Origin of the sequence: Nitrospira lenta (genome assembly GCF_900403705.1) — a bacterium.
GTDB classification, from domain to species: domain Bacteria; phylum Nitrospirota; class Nitrospiria; order Nitrospirales; family Nitrospiraceae; genus Nitrospira_D; species Nitrospira_D lenta.
Map to the genome: position 1 here is coordinate 174,429 of NZ_OUNR01000012.1, position 17,839 is coordinate 192,267.

Annotated in this window: 13 protein-coding genes; 6 read left to right on the top strand and 7 right to left on the bottom strand. The window is 60.3% G+C overall.

Features of this window, described 5'->3' with window-relative positions; genetic code table 11:
- The first annotated feature begins 89 nt into the window (after positions 1–89).
- The 3 genes from NITLEN_RS07185 to NITLEN_RS07195 all read left to right on the top strand — a co-directional run bounded on the left by NITLEN_RS07185 (position 90) and on the right by NITLEN_RS07195 (position 3,487).
- A complete protein-coding gene (locus tag NITLEN_RS07185; protein ID WP_219999403.1) occupies positions 90–1,577 on the top strand; it encodes an FAD-dependent thymidylate synthase in 1,488 nt (495 codons plus the stop codon).
- A gap of 13 nt (positions 1,578–1,590) precedes the next feature.
- Positions 1,591–2,628: a tetratricopeptide repeat protein gene (locus NITLEN_RS07190; protein WP_121988922.1), complete on the top strand. Its 1,038-nt coding sequence runs from the start codon at positions 1,591–1,593 to the stop codon at positions 2,626–2,628.
- A gap of 166 nt (positions 2,629–2,794) precedes the next feature.
- The gene (locus tag NITLEN_RS07195; RefSeq protein WP_121988923.1) at positions 2,795–3,487 is read left to right on the top strand and encodes an alpha/beta hydrolase; all 693 of its coding nucleotides are present in this window, start codon (positions 2,795–2,797) and stop codon (positions 3,485–3,487) included.
- Between the two features lie 98 nt (positions 3,488–3,585).
- Here NITLEN_RS07195 and hchA read toward each other — a convergent pair whose 3' ends face one another.
- The 7 genes from hchA to NITLEN_RS07230 form a co-directional block, all read right to left on the bottom strand.
- Positions 3,586–4,464 carry a glyoxalase III HchA gene (gene hchA / locus NITLEN_RS07200; RefSeq protein WP_121988924.1) on the bottom strand — a complete coding sequence of 293 codons (879 nt, stop codon included), beginning with the start codon at positions 4,462–4,464 and terminating at the stop codon, positions 3,586–3,588.
- Between the two features lie 191 nt (positions 4,465–4,655).
- Positions 4,656–4,925, bottom strand: a complete 270-nt coding sequence (locus NITLEN_RS07205) for a hypothetical protein (protein ID WP_121988925.1) — start codon at positions 4,923–4,925, stop codon at positions 4,656–4,658.
- A 272-nt stretch (positions 4,926–5,197) separates the two neighbouring features.
- Entirely contained in the window at positions 5,198–5,539 is a 342-nt protein-coding gene (locus NITLEN_RS07210; RefSeq protein ID WP_121988926.1) for a P-II family nitrogen regulator, read from the bottom strand.
- A 197-nt stretch (positions 5,540–5,736) separates the two neighbouring features.
- Positions 5,737–8,949, bottom strand: a complete 3,213-nt coding sequence (locus NITLEN_RS07215; RefSeq protein ID WP_121988927.1) for a DUF2309 domain-containing protein — start codon at positions 8,947–8,949, stop codon at positions 5,737–5,739.
- Complete coding sequence (locus tag NITLEN_RS07220; RefSeq protein WP_121988928.1) at positions 8,937–10,268, bottom strand: proton-conducting transporter transmembrane domain-containing protein; 1,332 nt, start codon at positions 10,266–10,268, stop codon at positions 8,937–8,939. Before NITLEN_RS07220 ends, NITLEN_RS07215 begins: the two co-directional genes overlap by 13 nt.
- Entirely contained in the window at positions 10,265–11,977 is a 1,713-nt protein-coding gene (locus tag NITLEN_RS07225; protein ID WP_121988929.1) for an NADH-quinone oxidoreductase subunit 5 family protein, read from the bottom strand. Before NITLEN_RS07225 ends, NITLEN_RS07220 begins: the two co-directional genes overlap by 4 nt.
- 241 nt (positions 11,978–12,218) lie before the next feature.
- The gene (locus NITLEN_RS07230) at positions 12,219–13,907 is read right to left on the bottom strand and encodes an NADH-quinone oxidoreductase subunit 5 family protein (protein ID WP_121988930.1); all 1,689 of its coding nucleotides are present in this window, start codon (positions 13,905–13,907) and stop codon (positions 12,219–12,221) included.
- 374 nt (positions 13,908–14,281) lie between these two features.
- On the opposite strand from NITLEN_RS07230, the gene NITLEN_RS07235 reads away from it, so the two are divergent.
- From NITLEN_RS07235 to NITLEN_RS07245, 3 genes are all read left to right on the top strand, one after another.
- Complete coding sequence (locus tag NITLEN_RS07235) at positions 14,282–14,653, top strand: Na-translocating system protein MpsC family protein (RefSeq protein WP_121988931.1); 372 nt, start codon at positions 14,282–14,284, stop codon at positions 14,651–14,653.
- Positions 14,653–16,128 carry a protein adenylyltransferase SelO gene (locus NITLEN_RS07240; RefSeq protein ID WP_121988932.1) on the top strand — a complete coding sequence of 492 codons (1,476 nt, stop codon included), beginning with the start codon at positions 14,653–14,655 and terminating at the stop codon, positions 16,126–16,128. Before NITLEN_RS07235 ends, NITLEN_RS07240 begins: the two co-directional genes overlap by 1 nt.
- Positions 16,129–16,242: 114 nt before the next feature.
- Positions 16,243–17,760 (top strand): PQQ-dependent sugar dehydrogenase, encoded by a 1,518-nt coding sequence (locus NITLEN_RS07245; RefSeq protein WP_121988933.1) that lies wholly within the window; start codon positions 16,243–16,245, stop codon positions 17,758–17,760.
- The last annotated feature ends 79 nt before the right edge of the window (positions 17,761–17,839 follow it).

Below are 17,839 nucleotides of genomic sequence, written 5' to 3' on the forward strand. Positions count from 1 at the left end.
AAGTCAACGGAGCGGCCTTGCGCCTCAGGCAGTCGGGGGGTATAGTTCGGCCCTCGTGATTGTCCGCAGCCTCGTGAGGTTTCAAGTCGATGAGTCAGGATCAGTCCAGCCGGCGTGTGATCGCCGTGGCGCCCATGCCACCGGAGAAGTCGGCCTATGCCCTGGCGCGGTACAGCCGCTCGCCCGACTCCATCGAGAGCAGCATCAAGTGGGTCCATGGCCATTCCTCGGAAAAATTCTGGGACCAATTTTATTTTGATTACGGTCACGCATCGATCGCCGACCTGGGCCATGTCATCATCTGTTTCGAAAACATTTCTGAGCTCGCCGCTATCCGTCTTGAGGACGAACCGCTGTGGGACGGGCAGGCGAAATCGAGCCGTTACCAAAACTTTGCCTCCGGCAGCTGGTATATCCCGGACTCCTTGCGCGGGTCCGAGACCGAAGGCACCTATGAAGGCATCTTGCGGAGCCTGTCAGAAGTCTATCGTCTCCTGCATCCGCAGCTGATCCAGTTTCTCACCGAGCGCGAACCGTGTCCCGAGTCGATGAAGCCGGCGGACTATCAGCGGACGATTGCCGCGCGGGCATTCGACGTCACGCGCTATCTCCTGCCGCTCGCCGCGAAGACCAATGTCGGGCAGGTGGTGAGCATCAGGACGCTGGAAAAGCAGATCACCCGCTTACTCTCGTCGCAATTGCCGGAGCTGCGCCTCATCGCGGATGATCTCAGGGATGCCTGCCAGCGTGCCCCCATGAACCTGTGGGGCGAGTTGAGCGGCCAGGCGGCGGGAATGACCGAACCCATGGCTCCGACCCTCGCGCGCCATGCCAAGCCCAACGAGTATCAAGCATCGGTCTACCAAGAACTGGGCCGGTACGCGAAAGAAGCGCTCAAGGGAACGGGTTTGGATCAGCCTTCGACCTGGGGCGAACAGGAATCGGTCGAGCTAATTGAAGGCCACGATCCGATCGATGAAATCGTCACGACGTTACTCTATCGCGCGTCGCACGCGCCCTACCGAAAGATCCTTGCCGTCGTCCGCGACTGGTCCGACAAGCAGAAGCAGGATGCCATCGATGTCGGGATGAATCAGCGGGGACCGTACGACGAACTGATCAAGGAATTTCGCAGCGGCTACGCCTTCACCTTTGACATCCTGATGGACATCGGCGGCTGGCGCGATATGCATCGCCACCGGCGCTGCCAGCAGATCCAGCAGAACTTCACGACGATTCATGGCTACGATGTGCCGCCGCCGCTGGTGCAGGCGGGGTTGGATTCAGAATACCGGCAGGCGATGGATGCCGTGCGCAGCGACATCGAACAGCTCAAGAAGGCCAGCGCCGAAGGGTCGCTCTACGCCATTCCGTTCGGGTTCAAAGTCCGCTGCCTCTTCAAGATGGACTATGCCGAAGCGGAATACATCGCCAAGCTCCGCTCCGGCGTAAAGGGCCATTGGTCCTATCGCACCATCGCCTGGCTGATGAAACAGAAGCTGGCCGCGCGGTATCCTATGTTAGGAAATCGCATCCAGGCCACATCCCCCGATATCGAAGACACCTTGACCAGATAATTTCCGATACGCCATGCCTGATCATCAAACCGCATGTGAAACCGCACTCCTCGCCGGGCAATGGGACCTTGCCGAGCAAGAGGCCCGCGCCTGGGCTCGCCATCTTCCAACGGGAGTCGAAAAAGATCCCCGCCCGCATTTTGCGCTGAACGCCGTGCATCTCGTGCGCGGGCAGTTCGCCGAGGCCTGGCAGGCGCATGCCCGCTGCCTGCACGAAGCCGATGATATTGCCGAGGTCAAGCAGTGGGTGGAAGCCTTCGTCGGGCGGCAGCAGGAGAATGCCCACGCCCATCTAATCATGGGGTTGTTCCTTGCCCAGTCCGGCGAGTCGGAACAATCCATGAAGTCCTACAAAGAAGCGGCGAGACTTGCCCCTGAGTCGGCCTACCCGCATTACTTTCTCGCGCAGATCCACGAGCGGGCGAATCATCTCGAAATGGCGATCAAAGAATATCGCGAAGCCGTGCGGCTCGCGCCGGAGTATGCTCCAGCCCGCACCAATCTCGGCGTGGCCTACCAGGAGCAGGGCCGGCTTGAAATGGCCATTCCACAGTATCGCGAAGTCATCAAGCTCAACCCCGACGATCACATCGCCCACGCCAACCTCGCCTGTGCCCTGGCGGAACAGGGAAAGATGGAGCCCGCCGTGCAGTCGTACAAGACGGCGCTGAAACTGAATCCGAAAGACGCCGAGGTCCACTTCGCGTTGGGCGGGCTCTATGAAACGCGCGGGCGGTTGGATTTAGCCGAACGATCCTATCGTGACGCGCAGGAAGCCAATCCCGAGTTCGGATCGGCACACTCGGCGCTCGGCTGGCTCGCGCTCAGAAAGCGGCAGTTCCAGGACGCGCAGGAATTATTCAGCCGCGCATTGAAATGCAATGATGAAGACCCCCGGGCCTACCACGGCATCGCCGAGCTTTACGCCATCCGCGGCAAGCGCCAGAGCGCGATGGAAAACTACACCAAAGCCGTGAAGCACTATCGCGACCCCGAAATGCGCAACGCGATCATGAATCAGCTGTTCCAAGAAGGCCAGGTGCCGGACTAACAGAATGCTGAAAAAGTCCGTCAGCTGAGTTCTCGCATCGTTCAGATCCTCAACGTAGCCCAGAGGCTACGCCTCCGGTATCTCCTTCTTCTAAGACCGTGCGGAATGGGATATTTGAGTATATTTCGAGTCCGTGAACGGTCATGAATAGGAAAGGAAAACCGCAATGACGACGAAACCCACTATATTATTCGTGCATGGGTTCTGGGGTGGTGCGGCACACTGGAGCAAGGTCATCCTTGCACTGTCGCACAAAGGATACGACCAGCTGCGTGCGGTCGAGTTGCCGTTGACCTCGCTGGCCGACGATGCTGCGCGCGCCCGCAAGATGGCAGTGCAGCAACAGGGCCCGGTGCTGTTGGTCGGACATTCGTACGGCGGCGCGGTGATCACCGAGATGGGCGATCTTCCGAACGTGAGCGGCCTCATCTACATCGCGGCCTTTGCGCCTGACGCCGGCGAGAGCCCCGGTGGAATCAGCCAGGCCAAGCCTCCGGCGGCGATCGCCAACCTAGCGCCAGACAGCGATGGTTACCTCTGGATTAAGCCTGACAAGTTTCACGAGAGCTTCTGCCAAGATCTGACCCCGGACGAAGCCTTGGTGATGGCGGTCACGCAGAAAGCGCCGGTGGCCGGCACGTTCGGCGACAAGATCACTGTCCCTGCATGGAAGAAGAAGCCGTGCTGGTATCAGGTGTCCAGCGAGGACCGGATGATCCACCCGGAGAATCAGACGCACATGGCGGGGCGGATGAATCCGCGCAAGATCATCACCCTGGGGGCAAGCCATGCGTCCTTGGCATCGCATCCCGATGCAATCGTCGCACTCATCGAGGACGCCGTCCGCTCGTTGGCATAGAGTTGCCTATGCGGATAGGCACGACAACCGATTGCAGCGGATAGCGGGATCTCCGCGTACCGTGGATCAGTATCGCTGCAATCGGATTGTAGTGTGTCTCAGCCGGCGCCGACTTCGTTAAGAAGAGCCTTCGCGGCTGCTTTCCCAACATTGTTGGAGGCGAACGGACTATCCCCCGTGATCAACCGCCGATCTTGGTGTGTCTGACCGGTGATGTCGCTGTTAAGAATGGTGACCCCCAGCGCTCTCAATTTTTCACCGATGAGCCACGGCAGTCTACCAGGCATATAACCGATGTCCGGCGTCTTCTCGTCAATGGAGTCAGGGAAGACACAGATACTATAGCCCTTGAAGAGGTACCGGTCCTTGGTCTCGCCGACGGCGGCCGCCAGTAGCGCAGCCGGGCCATGGCATAGCGAGATGATGTATTTCTCTCGTGCCACGGCCCACTGCAACACTGTCTTGACGTCCAGACTGAATGGAATGCCGGCCAGGGCTCCGTGGCCGCCGGGTATAAAGACGGCGATATAGTCGGAATGATCGCCCAACTGGTGTGCGATCACGTCCGACAGGGTCAACGGGCTCTTCAGCTTCTGGCGATACTTATCGTAGATGCTCCGGACCGCAGCGTCCTCTTTCGGCAGCGCCCAGAGTTCCAGCTTAACGGGATTTCCCGAGAGCGTCGCGATGTCGATCGTAAATCCTGCTTTGTCCAAATGATACATCGGCAGCAACATTTCGACAGGATGGTTGCCGGTCGAAAACATCGTGCCGTTTTGCATGAGCAGGTAACGTTCGTCCGTGGCGATCATCAACACTTTCCACTTCCCGCCGCGGTAGGCGTTCGGGTACTCGGCCGCGTCTAGATCGGACTTAGCCGATGTGAATTTCCCGAGGGAATAGGGCGAAGGAAAAAAAGCGTTATCTTCGGCAGGATCGGGAGTCGGGCGCTTGTCATCGGATGGTTCGGTCGTCATGCAGTGCTCCTTCTCTGTAAAAAGTACGGTCGCTAAGGTCGGCACGTAACGAGAGAATTGCAATGAGGGCGGCCTCTTGTCAAGACGGTTCTCGCCACCGGTATGAAAAAGTAGGGTTCACTCAAGACTCAGGGAGAGTCCGGAGGCATCGACGGTTGGAGGAGTGAGAAGGTCGGATTTTCAGCGACCGATTACAGTTCGCGAATCGCGCCTTGCAGGACGGTGATCTGAGTGACTGGATCGCCGGAGGATTTCAGTTCTGTGCGGATCTGATCTTTAAGGTAGGAGGAGTAGCCGACGCGGTCGACGAGGAGATCGAGGAAGCGCTCGGCAGGCAGCAGGCTCTGGGTCCGAAGTTCTTCGACCGTATCGTCGCTGACGGGAATGTAGGTGCTTCCAATGTGGAAGACCACGTTGTAGTAGCGACCCTTGCCGATGCGTTCGAAGCGTAAGCCCTTCATCGCAAACTCCCAAGCAGGCTGTTGAAAAAACCTTCCAGCTTCGTTCTCGTATCGTTCAATGCTCAACGTACTGAGAAGTACGCCTCGGCCTCTCACTCACTGCGGCCTCGCTGGACAGCCTTTTTGAACAGCCTGCAAGAACCATCAAAGAGGGGCCCATTCTAGACAAGTCAGGGCGTGGAAGACAAGGGCGGTCTCAGTCGGTTGTTGAGAAAGCCTGCCAGCGGCGTTCTCACGGCGCTCAGAGCGTTCTACCTATTGTCAGCTTCCGACTAGGCGCTTTTGGCCTTCTTCCCGAAATATTCCTGACGGCTCACCGACACATCCGTGACGAACATGACCCCGGAGTGCTTTTCAAACAGCGGCCGAAGGCCGGAGAGGATCGGCTCGACCTTGTCTTCCGGGACGACGGTCATGATCATCTCGAGGCTTTCCTGCTCGCTGAACATGAAATGGGCCTCCCGAACGCCGTGGTGCCCCTTGCCGGCCAGGTTGCCGATGATGGTATAGCCGGTCGCTTTGACGCGATCCAGCAACTCCGTCACAAAGGCCTGGTGCTCTCCCGCGACGATCACACGAATCTCTTTCATCGGATGCAATGTCAACGCGCCCATCTGAGTCCTCCTTCCTTCGCTGCGTGGGCCTGTTGAACCCCCCGCCAGCATCGTTCTCGCATCGCTCAAAGATCAACGTATCAATATTGTACGTCTGGTCTCTTGGCTCGCGGCGGCTTTTTTAATAGCCTCGTGTTGATGACGCTTGCTCTACCAAAACTGTTGTTCGACGTGCTTTCCGCGCAGGCACGGTCTCGTTACGCGAGCGGCACCCATTCGCCCGTGGGGCGATACCGATACCACAGCTGGTCATCGGGGTCGAGGGCAACGAGGTGTACCCACTCGTTGTGATAATAGTGCCGCAGGATTTCGTGCCGCTCGATCAGTTTGTCGATGCGGTCGCGCGGCGCCTCCACGATGCTCAGAAGCCGCATCGGTTCGTGGTAGGGGACGTCGCCGTTCATCACCGTTTGTCTGGCCAAGCCCAGACGGAGGTCGCTCCAGGGGCCCGACATGATTCCGATCCGTCCCACGACGTTATGGTAGATCTTGCTGCCGCTGCCGTACACGTCGTTGTCGACCGCGGAAAAATAATGCTCCATGTTGATCCATTGCGCCACGACTTGCGGGCCGGTCAACAACACTTCCAGGAGCCGGCTGCTCGGATCCTGGCGCGCGTCGTAGGATTGCAGAAACACCCGTCCTTCGAGGTTGAGTCCCCTCGTCAGTTCTCGGCGCCCGATCACAAACGCCGTATTGCTCGAGAGGCCCCACTCTGGCCTGACCTGACTCCAGTCTACACTCCGTTGCCGCACGTGCGATTCAGCGGCGCCCTCGTCCAGCGGCTGCTCCACGTCAGGAAAACGTGTACACCGTTCCTGACTCGTCAGGGTGGAGGCTTCCTTCAGATCTCCCTGGAGCCGCGCCAGGTCGGCGCGATGGGTGGGCGGCACATCTTCCAGATCGAACAGTTGGACTTCATCCGTCGTCGTATCCATCTGGCCGGCCAGAAAGTGGGTGTCGGGCGGAATCACCAGTTTATTCTTGGCCAGCCGCTCGCGCACTTTTTGGTTGTTCGCCATCATGGCCAGGGCGCGGGCATTCGGTTTGCCTTCGTTGCCGCCGCAGGCGCCGCAGTCCAGGGCCGACTCATAGGGATTGTTTTCCGACGTACTGCCGTGGGCGCAGATCAGGACCAGCCGGGCCAGGTTGTTCGTCAGCCCCATCATCCGCAGGGCCGTATCGACCGTGAGGGTCTGTTCCTCCAGCGTGAACCCGGTCCGGGTGATCCGTTCCTTCTGCCGAGAGGCTGCGCGCGCGGTGAGGTCGTACTGGCGCCGGAGGATATCGACGAGTGTGCGCAAGACCTCCGGCGAAAGCTCGGCGGGTTTCGCCGCGTCCAGGAGCACCGTGTCCAGATCGGCCTGGCCGTTCAGCGCTTGTTGCCGCAGGGTTTCGACGAGGACCGGGGTGATGCGCGAGCTGCGCAATCCGCCCTGCTCATGCAGCACTTTTCGGACGACGGCGTGGTGTTCGGCCGCCAGCATCTCCGCGGTTTCGGCCGGGGCCATCTTGTCGACGGTCAGCGTCGTCGCGATGGCCGGGACAAACAGGCGCCGCAACCAGGAGGTCCAGCGCTGATAGAGCGACGGCAGGAGGGTCTTGCCGAAGATCGGCAGGCCGTAGAACCAGCCGAGCGATTCCACCATGACATAGGGGGTCACGACATTTTCTTTCAAATCGTGCAGCAGCGTATGGCCGGCATGGACCCACTTGGTGCGGGCTTCGTGTTTCGACACTTTGTGATCGAGATAGCTCCGGGGGATTTCGCGCACCTCGTTCTTCGCGCGCATGATCACGGGGAACTGCTCGGTGTCGTGTTCCTTGCCCCAGGCGCGATAGCGTATGAAGGCCGCGAAGAATCCGGCGAAGCCGTAGGTCTCGTGCGGGCCGGTAGACTCCAGGTGCCGGCGGAACGGCTCGGAGCGCACATCGATGCAATAGACCGATTGCGAATAGGGGCGGTTCGTACCGGGCTGGTCCGCCGGCAGGGTGCGCTGCTGCGGCGTGGTCCGCAACTGGGCGAGCAGACGCTGCTGGTAGGCGGCCTCCAGTGCTTTGAGCCACACCGGTCCATGGTCCGACTCGGGAAATGACTCCATCCAGTCGAAGAGCTGCTTCAGCACGGCGTGTGGCGTTTCGGCTAAGACGGCCGGATCCAGTTCCAAGGAGCGAGCCAATGCGATCAACTGCTTGGCGGCGCCGCGTCGGGCGGCAATTTCCTGCCGTGGGACTACGTCCGTCCCGTAGCGCTCGATGACACGACCCCACCCGTTTCCTTTGTGATGCCGGAGCCGATCCACTTCCTCGGCATATAGCGCGGGCAATCGCCCGGCGACCCGCTGTCTCCTCAGATAGTATTCGTCGGGGTGCTCGCGCATATAGGCGACGATGGCGTCGTAGCGCCCCTCAATGCCGAGTTCTTCGCGGCAGGTCTTCTGCACCAACTCGCTGGCGTACCAGATGCGGATGGCGAGAAATTTCACGAGGCCGACCGGATAGGCTTTCTGCCAGGGATAATCGCGTTCTTCCGCGCGCCACTTGATGAAGCCGGCCCAGCCGGGGAGCGCGGTCAATTGCAGCGACAAGTAATCCTGGAGCAGATTAGCGGGAATGCCGAGTGCGTCCAGACTTTGCCGCAGCGCGTCCTCCGGATGGTCGGGCAGGCGGGATATTTTTCTCCGGCTGTCGGCGATGCCGCAGGGCGACCATTCCTGAGCTGCCAGGTCTCTCCAGGCGTTGTAGAGTCCTTTTTCCCGTCCCGGCATCGCCCAGGTGGCATGGCCTTCATCCAGGAAGGCCTCGCACCACTTAATGAGTTCATGGTTGATCTGCTGGACGATCTGTGTCCCGAAGGTGTCGTCGCACCAATGCGACAGCGTGAGCCACCGGCCCAGGGCCGCTTGGTCGCCTTCGACAATGCGGTGAATCCGCTTGCGGAGATCGGGGAAGGCCCACTCGGAAGACAGACTCGCCGCCACGATGTCGATCACGGCTTGCGCGGGATCGTGGAGTTGATCGTCCAGCGGCTCCGTCGCAAGGGCGCAGAGGCCATCCGTGAGACAGGCTCGCAACACGTCGCCGTGCGGGATCCGGCGCGAGCCGATCGTGACCGACTGATCCAGAACGAGCGACTTCAAGGCGGCATCGAGATGGCCCAGCTCGATCCGGCCCGTCTTCAGATACTCGCGATAGAGCGTGCCGGGAAGATAACTATGCCCTCCCATGAATTGCTTGCCGCGCCGGGCCGTCTCTTCAAACGGGAGATATTCAAGGCTGTGGAGCGGATTGTGGTGGACGAAGGTCCGCATCGGCCAGTACTGCGCAATCACTTCACCGGCGAGTTGGACCACGCCGCGCAGCTCCATCCGTCTGGATTCGATATCGAGCGCCGGGTTTATCGGTTCCATACAAGCGATCCTGGGTTGGTGCCGGCGGGTTCCGAGTGAACGCCGGTTGTGGCGGTCGTCTGATCCGATCCGAACAGGCTGATCGGGGTCACGCCCAGTGCGAGTAGCGTCAAGACGACGATGATCAGCGCCACTAGCTCACTCTGGAGCAAGTCGGCGTAGCGCAAGTCGGTGCGGCGCGTGCCGAACAGAAGCCTCTGGACCAGATCCAAAATGTACCAGGACGACGCCAGCCAGGCACAGACCAGCACAATAATGCCGGTCGAAAAGGCTGCGGTAGACGACAGCAACAGACCCATGAAGCCCGCGAACACGCCGAACGGCGGCAGCCCCATGGCGGCCAGTGCCAGCAGTGACAGCAGCACGGCATACTGGGGCATGGTGGAGGCCAACCCGCTGATGGCTTGCGGATCCACGTCGTCTCCGTAGCGCGTGCGGATAATTTGCCAGGCCAACAGGAGCCCGCACATCACGAGCCCGACGGCGCCGACGAAGAGGGCGGCGCGCGGGGTGGCTGTGCGTGTGGTCACGACACACCACCAGAGCATCGAAAAGAACGAGAGACTGCTGTAGGCCAGCAGGAGTCGTACGCGCGATTGGGCCAGCGCCTTGATGGCGCCATAGATGGCGCCGGCCAGGGCGAGGACGCTCATCACCCAAACGACGGGATCCGGCAATGTCGGCGCGAGCGGGGCCAGGGCATGCAGGCCGAGCGCCGGAAAGAGCAGGACCATGAACGACGGCAAATTACCGGGCAGCCGGGTCAACGCGGTGAGATGCCCGTCGTGAAAGGGCACCACGGGCAGAAGAATCGTGCAGGCCAGCAGCGCCGCCATCGACGACAGCGGCGGGGCGGCGACCAGCGTCAGTACCAGACAGAGGGCGCCGAGGGTGTAGGCCCCGAGGCCCCACCAGGAAATGGGCCAGAGCGGCGTGTGATGGCGATAGAGCAAGACGATGACGAAACCGTGGATCGCGATCAGGAACAGTTTGGCAGTGACCGGCTGGCTTGCGAGCGCGCCGAGTCCCAGGCTGAGCGCTACCAGGGTCAGAACCCAGGAGGCGCGATGGTCCAAGTGATGCGGTTGGCCCAGGAGTGACACCCCAGCGGCGAGCGGAAGCAAAAACAGCAGGAGCAGGCCTTCGGGCGGCGCCGTCAGCGCGCCGGCGAATACAGCGACAGACGCCAGGCTGACGGCGCAGACACCGACCGACCAGGTCATGAGCCGGTGGGGGTGGGCCCACCAGGCCGGGCTTAACGCCGCGCCCAGCAGGGGCACGCCCGCAAGGATCCAGGGAATGAGGGTTGCGTCGATCATCGAGACCACCCGCGTTCGCGTTTATCGAAGCGATGGACGATGCGCATGACCGTCCGTCCCAGCAGTTGATAGAGTTCGTCGGCGTACAACCGATTCATAAACAGGACATATAATCCGTTTCGTCCGCTCTCAACCCAGCGTGCGGCCCACTTCGGCAGCCAGATCGTCCGGCCGTGGGCCTGCATGTAGAGATAGCACCAGCTGAGGACGGTCATGACCGTGGCCATGAGGACGATGCCGTCGAACATCCAGTTGGGCAAGTCCGCGGCTTGAAAATAGGACGCGACTTCCGCGGGATTGGGATACAGGAAGGCCGTGAACGATTCGACGGCGAATAAATAGACGAAGACGACGAAGAGCAGCGTCATGAGCATCGCGGAGGACACTTTCCAAGAGGCGATCGCGCGTAGCCGTGTGAGGGTCAAAATGGCCTGCGACGAGGTCAGCCAAATGAAGAACAGGAAGATGACCGTGCCTTGCGATTCGAGCAGCGGGATGCGTAGGACTCCGTGGGTGACCAGCAGAATGACCAGGGGAATTACCAGCGTCGTTACGAATCCGGTCGACCAGGTGAGCGGGGAGAAGTTTTCTTCCTCTTCTTGCTGATCAACATGGGGGATGTGCGGCTCGTGCCGGGCTTTGTGAATGACGTTCCCGCAATTCAGGAAGACGGTGGCTTTGAAGAGTCCGTGGGCGATCAGATGAAATACGGCCAGCGAAAAGGCGCCCAAGCCGCACTCCATGATCATGTAGCCCATCTGACCGATGGTCGAGAAGCCGAGCGTTTTCTTGATGTCGTTCTGCGCCAGCATCATGGTAGCGCCCAGTACCGCGGTCAGAGTGCCCACGACGAAGGCGACATGCAGTGTCGTCGAGCTGAGTCCGAAGAGCGGCGCCAGCCTGTTGATCAAGAAGCCGCCCGCATTGATGATCCCGGCATGGAGCAAGGCATGCACGGGTGTCGGCGCATAGAGCGACCGGGGCAGCCAGAAATGGAGCGGAAACTGCGCGGATTTCCCCATGGCTCCGACGAAGATGAGCAGGGTGACGGCCGTCGCAGCGCTGATGTCGAGCCCGGGCCAGAGCGAGAATACGACCGGACTCTCCGTGGCCCGCGCAAAGAGCTCTTGAAATTCCAGCGTGCCGTAGACGCGGTAGGCCAGGACGATGCCAGCCAGAAAGGCGGCATCGGCGACGCGCAACAGCGTAAAGGTGTTGAAGGCTCCCTTGAGCGTCGCCGTATGCTCATGATTGTGCGCGAGGAGATAGAGCAGATAGCTCAGGATTTGCCAAAAGAGAAACAGCATCATCAGATTGGCGCTGGAGACCATGCAGATCAGCACAAAGTCCGTGAAGCAGATCAGGGCCAGATACCGGCGCATGTGGCGATCCTGATACATGTAGCCGGTCGAGTAGACGAAGATCAGGGTGCTCACGCCCGCGATCAACGTCATCATGATGGCGCTCAGCCGATCGATGTAGAAGCCGATCGGGAAAATGAGCGCGGCCATCGACCCCGGATCGTAGAAGCGAATGGAAATGGGCCCCTGCACGGCGACGACATAGAGGGTTCCGATGGCGCCGCAACAGGCCGCTCCGATCGGATAGGCGGCGATCTTCGCGCGAAGGTCGCGCGTCTCGTCGGGGCCAATCAGTACGATCAACGCAGCCGCGAGTAATAGCAATGGGATGAGCAGCACGAACGACACGGGTACTCCATAACACCGGAAACACCGGAACGTGATGATCTCTCTTCTATCCCTCGCCCTCGCGCCTCGCGCGAACCCGGCATCGGGCGGTCACAGACCGCGTCAGAGGGCCCTCTCGGCGTCCATCATTAGTACGTTGTCTAGACCATCGTCAAGCACCGAGTCGGCTTGAATCTTCCCCGGCGGACCTGCCGTCGCTCTCGCCTGTTCTGCCCACGACGCTTCAGGGGAATCCGCCGCCTCATCGTTCCGCGCGATTGTCGAGACGGCTGGCGGTCTGTGCGATGGCCCGGCCGAATCGATCGTAGAGCCCGTCCACGTACAACTGGTTCATGAAGAGAACGTAGAAGCGGCTCCGCAGGCCTTCCACCCAGGCCGGCATCCACACGGTCCGGCCATGGGCGCGCAGATAGAGATAGCACCAGCTGAGGACGGTCATAACCGTGGCCATGAGCACGATACTGTCGAAGAGCCAGTTCGGAAGATCCGCGGCTTGAAAGTAGGACGCGACTTCCGCGGGATTGGGATACAGGAAGGCCGTGAACGATTCGACGGCGAACAAATAGACGAAGACAACGAAGAGCAGCGTGACGAGCATGGCCCCCGATACTTCCCAGGAGGGCACCGCGCGCAGGCGGGTGAGCGTCAAAATGGCTTGCGAGGAGGTGATCCAAATAAAGAAGAGGAAGATGACGGTGCCTTGGGATTCCAGCAAGGGAATGCGCAGCACGCCGTGGGTGACCAGCAGGATCAGCAGGGGAATCATCAAGGTCGTCGCGAATCCGGTCGACCAGGTGAGGGGAGAAAATGCCTGTTCTTCCTCCTGCCGGTCCGCATGCGGGAAATGCGCTTCCTGTCTGGCTTTGTGGATCACGTTGCCGCTGTTCAGGAACATGGTGGCCTTGAACAGTCCGTGGGCAATCAAATGAAAGACCGCGAGCGAGAAGGCGCCCAGGCCGCACTCCATGATCATGTAGCCCATCTGACCGACCGTCGAGAAGCCGAGGGTCTTCTTGATGTCGTTTTGCGCCAGCATCATGGTGGCGCCCACGATCGCCGTTAGTGTCCCCACCACGAACGCCACATGCAACGTCGTCGAACTCAGCCCGAACAAAGGCGCCAGCCGGTTGATCAGATACCCGCCGGCATTGATGATGCCGGCATGGAGCAGCGCCGTCGCGGGCGTCGGGGCATAGAGATAATGGGGGAGCCAGATGTGGAACGGGAACTGCGCCGATTTACTCATGCCGCCGATAAACAGAAGCAGCGTCACGGCCGTGGCTCCGCTGATCTCCCATCCCGGCAGGGGCGACAGCGTCACGGATGATTCAGCCGCCTTGGCAAACAAGGCCGGAAACTCCAGCGTTCCGTAGAGGGCGTGGGCCAGGACGATTCCCGCCAGAAACGCGATATCTCCGACCCGCAACAGCGTGAACGTCTTGAAGGCTCCTCCCAGCGTGCCCGCATGGGCATGGTTATGGGCGAGGAGATACAGCAGGTAACTCAGGAGTTGCCAGAAGAGAAACAGCATCATGAGGTTCGCGCTGGAAACCAGGCAGAGCAGGACGAAGAGCGCCAGACCGATGAGCGCGAGGTACCGCGGTTCGTGAGGGTCCTGGTACATGTAGTCGATGGAATAGGCATAGATGACCGTGCCGACCCCCGAGATCAGCACCATCATGACGGCGCTGAGCCGGTCGATATGCAAGCCGATGGGAAACGTGAGCGACGCCATTGAGTTGGGATCGTAAAAGCGAATGCTGATCGGTCCCTGCGTGGCGACAATGTAGAGGGTGGCGATTGCGCCGCAGAATGCCGCGCCGATCGGGAAGATGGCGAGCTGCGCGCGGGCGCGGCGTGAGCGTTCGTCGCCGACGGCGACGATGAGCGTCGTCAAGAGGGGGAGCAACGGAAGCAGAATGGCGTACACGGGCACCTCACGGTTTCGGAAAACAAAAAGCCAACGGGGCCACGCGACGACAGATTCACGCACCGCCCCGTTGGCTTGTACTGCGACCGGCCCGAAACGTGCCGATCACCCTACTGCCTCTGAATGTGAGTCAGCCCGATGGTGTGGCTGTCCCGTGCGTTTGCGGAGGAGCACCGACACCCCGAGCTGAATCCTGATGTTTCTTATCCGGTATCGGTCGCGGGGTAGTCAAGAGTGCGGGTACAATGCCCATCGCGATCTAGGTCTTCGGGCCCTCCCGTCTCTTTCGGCCAGACGGAGCGGCTTTGTTCTTGTGGCCTCCTCGGCGGCCCCTCTATAATCACCCTCTATCATCTGGGTGGAAGGGTTGCGCGATGAACAGAGGACTGACCAAAGGCGAAATCGAATCGGCGATTCGTAATGCCATCATCAAATTCGAACAGGAGTTCATGGGGCGGGGCCCGGAAGATGTGCGGGCCTATATCGTGCGCGATCTCGTCGTCGTTCGCTTGAAAGGCGTCCTGACGCCGGCTGAGCGACAACTGGCCAAGACCGCTGAAGGCGTCGACATGGTCAAACGAATCCGGCAAACCCTCATTGCCCAGGGACGCGAGAAGCTCTTCGAGCAGGTGAACGACATCACCGGGGCCAAATCGCTAGCGCTCTTTACCGATATCAATGCCCAGATCGGCGAGAAGGTGCTGGTCTTTACGGTGGATCGGGACCTGGAAGGGCTCGGTCGATAGTGGCTCGCCGTACATTGGAAACCCTCTCGTTCGATAACACCTATGCGCGTCTGCCCGAATCGTTCTATGCCAAGCTGAACCCCACACCGTTCTCGTCGGCTCCCTATCTCATCAGCTTCAATCGTGCGGCGGCGGAACTCATCGATCTCGATCCGGCGGAAGCGGCGCGCCCGGAATTCGCCGGCCTGTTCGGCGGAAGCCTTCTCGTGCCGGGGATGGAGCCTCTGGCGATGCTCTATTCAGGCCATCAATTCGGCACGTATGTTCCGCAGCTCGGCGACGGCCGCGCGATCCTACTGGGTGAAGTCTGGAATGACCGGGGCGAGAAATGGGATCTGCAACTCAAGGGCGCGGGCATGACGCCCTTTTCGCGCGACGGCGACGGTCGCGCCGTGTTGCGCTCCACGATTCGCGAATATCTCTGCAGCGAAGCCATGCATGGCCTGGGCATTCCGACGACGCGGGCGCTGTGCATCGTCGGCAGCGATCACCAGGTCTATCGTGAACAGGTGGAGACCGGCGCCGTCGTGCTGCGCATGGCGCCGACGCATGTCCGCTTCGGCTCCTTCGAAGTCTTCTACTATCGCAAGCAGCATGAGCAGCTGAAAATTCTGGCCGACTATGTCATCGCGCAGCACTATCCTCATCTGGTCGACGTCTCCGACAAGTACGCGCGGTTCTTTACGGAGGTGGTCGAGCGGACGGCGAAGCTAATTGCTCAATGGCAGGCCGTCGGCTGGGCCCACGGCGTGATGAACACCGATAACATGTCGATTCTCGGCATCACACTCGACTACGGACCGTTCGGGTTTATCGACGACTACGATCCCGGCTTCATCTGCAACCACTCCGATCACAACGGCCGCTATGCGTTCAATCAACAACCGTATATAGGTCTCTGGAATCTGAGCTGTCTGGCGCAGGCGCTGCTGCCATTGGCTGAGAAGGACTCACTGAAAGCCGCCCTGGATTCCTACACGCCTCTCTGCGAGCGCCGCTATATGGAACTGATGCAGGCCAAGGCCGGGTTGAGCCAGGAGCAGGAAGACGATGCCGCGTTGATACAGGATTTGCTGGGCCTCATGCAGCAGAGTCATGCCGATTACACAAATTGCTTCCGCGCGCTGGGAGCCTTTTCATCGGCGGCGGACTCGCTCAACGAACCGCTCCGTGATTTCTTTCTCGATCGTGCGGCATTCAATGCCTGGGCCCAGCGCTATGCCGAACGGTTGCGCAAGGAGCAGAGCCACGATGGGGAACGGCGCGCACGCATGGACCGGATCAACCCCAAGTACGTGTTGCGCAACTATCTGGCCCAGACCGCGATCGAGAAGGCACAGCAGAAGGACTACTCAGAAGTCGATCGCCTGCTGGCGCTGTTGCAAGATCCCTACAGCGACCAGCCGAGCATGGAGGCTTACGCCGCCGCGCCCCCCAACTGGGGCAAGCATTTATCGGTGAGTTGTTCGTCCTAATAGGGATCTCTCCGGGGCACTTTTTATGCTTTACGGAAAGCCTGTTCAAGAGGACGGCCGCTCAGCTGATCGAATGGGTGGGTTCGCTGGGCGGTCTCACGGCGTACAAGGAGCATGAGCGTGAAGGTTCAGACGACGGCACAGATCGGCAGGAGCCTGCTCGTTTCAGTCTGGTTTCTGATGATGCTCGCCGCCTGTACGCAGGACGGGGGCGGCTCGACTTCACCGGCTCCCTCGGTCCCCCCGCCTCCGGTAGCTGGAAATCCGGCAACTGTTACGTTGGCGAGCCCGGCGCAGAACGCCACGGTCCCGGTCGGTCCCGTCACGGTCTCGTTCACGACGCAGTTCTTCACGGTCGGCCCGCCAGGTCAAACCCATCTGCATTTCTATCTCGACGGCGATCTGGTGCCGTACATGTTTTATAGCGGCGCTGGCATCGACGCAGACAATGGCGTGCTCTACAACGGCGTCCACACACATTTCGTCCATTGGAAATCAGCGGTGTCTTTCGACATCTTTGGTTTGTCCTCGGCGAGCCATACGGTTCGGGTCGTCCTTGCCGATCAAAGTCACAATGAGCTGATGAATGCCGAAGCGACGAAAACGCTCGCCTTCTCGGTCAGCCAGCCGCCGACCGGTGATTTGACTCTCCAGTCCGTCCTGTCGGGTCTGAATTTTCCTGTTGGCCTCTCGCTCGCGCCGGACGGCCGCGTCTTCTTCAACGAACGCCTGACAGGGAAGATTCGCATCATCGATCAGCAATGGCAGCTTGTGCCGACGGAGTTTTGCCAGATCGCGATCGTCACGAGCGGGGAGCAGGGTCTGCTCGGCTTAACTCTCGATCCGGACTTTGCGACGAACCATTTTGTGTACGTCTATCATTCGGCCGCGGGCCCCTTGCGCAATCGGGTGGTCCGGTACACCGAGTCCGGTGGGTTCTGTACGAACCAGCAGATCATCCTCGACAATCTTCCGGCTAACGGCAATCACAATGGCGGCATCATTCAGTTCGGGCCGGACGGGAAGCTCTATGTGGTCATCGGCGATGCGGAAAATACAGCGAATGCTCAGAGCCTGACAACGCTGGCCGGGAAGATCCTGCGGATCAATCCCGACGGCAGCGCTCCGTCCGACAACCCGTTCTTTTCAAACTCGAACGCCAATGCGCAAAAAATTTTCAGTCTGGGCCATCGCAACAGCTACGGGTTCACGTTCCATCCCCACACCGGCCATCTGTGGGAAACTGAAAACGGGCCGTCGGATACGGATGAAATCAATCGTGTCATTTCCGGCGGCAATTATGGATGGCCCACAGTCAGAGGTATTGTGGGCAATGCGAACTTCCATGACCCGATCCTCGCCTATGTCTCCGTGATTGCCCCTACTGGGATCATCGCGATTCCGGAAAATTCCACGGCCTACCCGACAGCCTACCGCAATAACCTTCTCTTCGCGGCCTGGAACGATGGACGAATCCGCCGGGTGGTCTTGAGCGGGGCCGATCTCACGCAGCTGGGCAGCACCAGTACGGCGTACAGCGGCGGCCAGGGTGCGCTGCTCAGCATGATGCTGGGGGCCGACGGATATATCTATGTGTCCAACGCCGGCGGCATCTTCAGAGTCGTTCCCTAGGAGCGGCCCATCCGCTCAGCTCCTCGCCGCGGTTCTCCGGAAACTCCTTGCAGTCTCCTCCTCTGTCTGATGTAGAGTG

What these genes read in the sequence shown, in the direction of transcription:
- NITLEN_RS07215 (WP_121988927.1), bottom strand. Translation starts at nt 8,949, where the DNA reads ATGGAACCGATAAACCCGGCGCTCGATATCGAATCCAGACGGATGGAG.
- NITLEN_RS07220 (WP_121988928.1), bottom strand. Translation starts at nt 10,268, where the DNA reads ATGATCGACGCAACCCTCATTCCCTGGATCCTTGCGGGCGTGCCCCTG.
- NITLEN_RS07210 (WP_121988926.1), bottom strand. Translation starts at nt 5,539, where the DNA reads ATGGGCGCGTTGACATTGCATCCGATGAAAGAGATTCGTGTGATCGTC.
- NITLEN_RS07190 (WP_121988922.1), top strand. Translation starts at nt 1,591, where the DNA reads ATGCCTGATCATCAAACCGCATGTGAAACCGCACTCCTCGCCGGGCAA.
- NITLEN_RS07205 (WP_121988925.1), bottom strand. Translation starts at nt 4,925, where the DNA reads ATGAAGGGCTTACGCTTCGAACGCATCGGCAAGGGTCGCTACTACAAC.
- NITLEN_RS07195 (WP_121988923.1), top strand. Translation starts at nt 2,795, where the DNA reads ATGACGACGAAACCCACTATATTATTCGTGCATGGGTTCTGGGGTGGT.
- hchA (WP_121988924.1), bottom strand. Translation starts at nt 4,464, where the DNA reads ATGACGACCGAACCATCCGATGACAAGCGCCCGACTCCCGATCCTGCC.
- NITLEN_RS07235 (WP_121988931.1), top strand. Translation starts at nt 14,282, where the DNA reads ATGAACAGAGGACTGACCAAAGGCGAAATCGAATCGGCGATTCGTAAT.
- NITLEN_RS07245 (WP_121988933.1), top strand. Translation starts at nt 16,243, where the DNA reads ATGAGCGTGAAGGTTCAGACGACGGCACAGATCGGCAGGAGCCTGCTC.
- NITLEN_RS07185 (WP_219999403.1), top strand. Translation starts at nt 90, where the DNA reads ATGAGTCAGGATCAGTCCAGCCGGCGTGTGATCGCCGTGGCGCCCATG.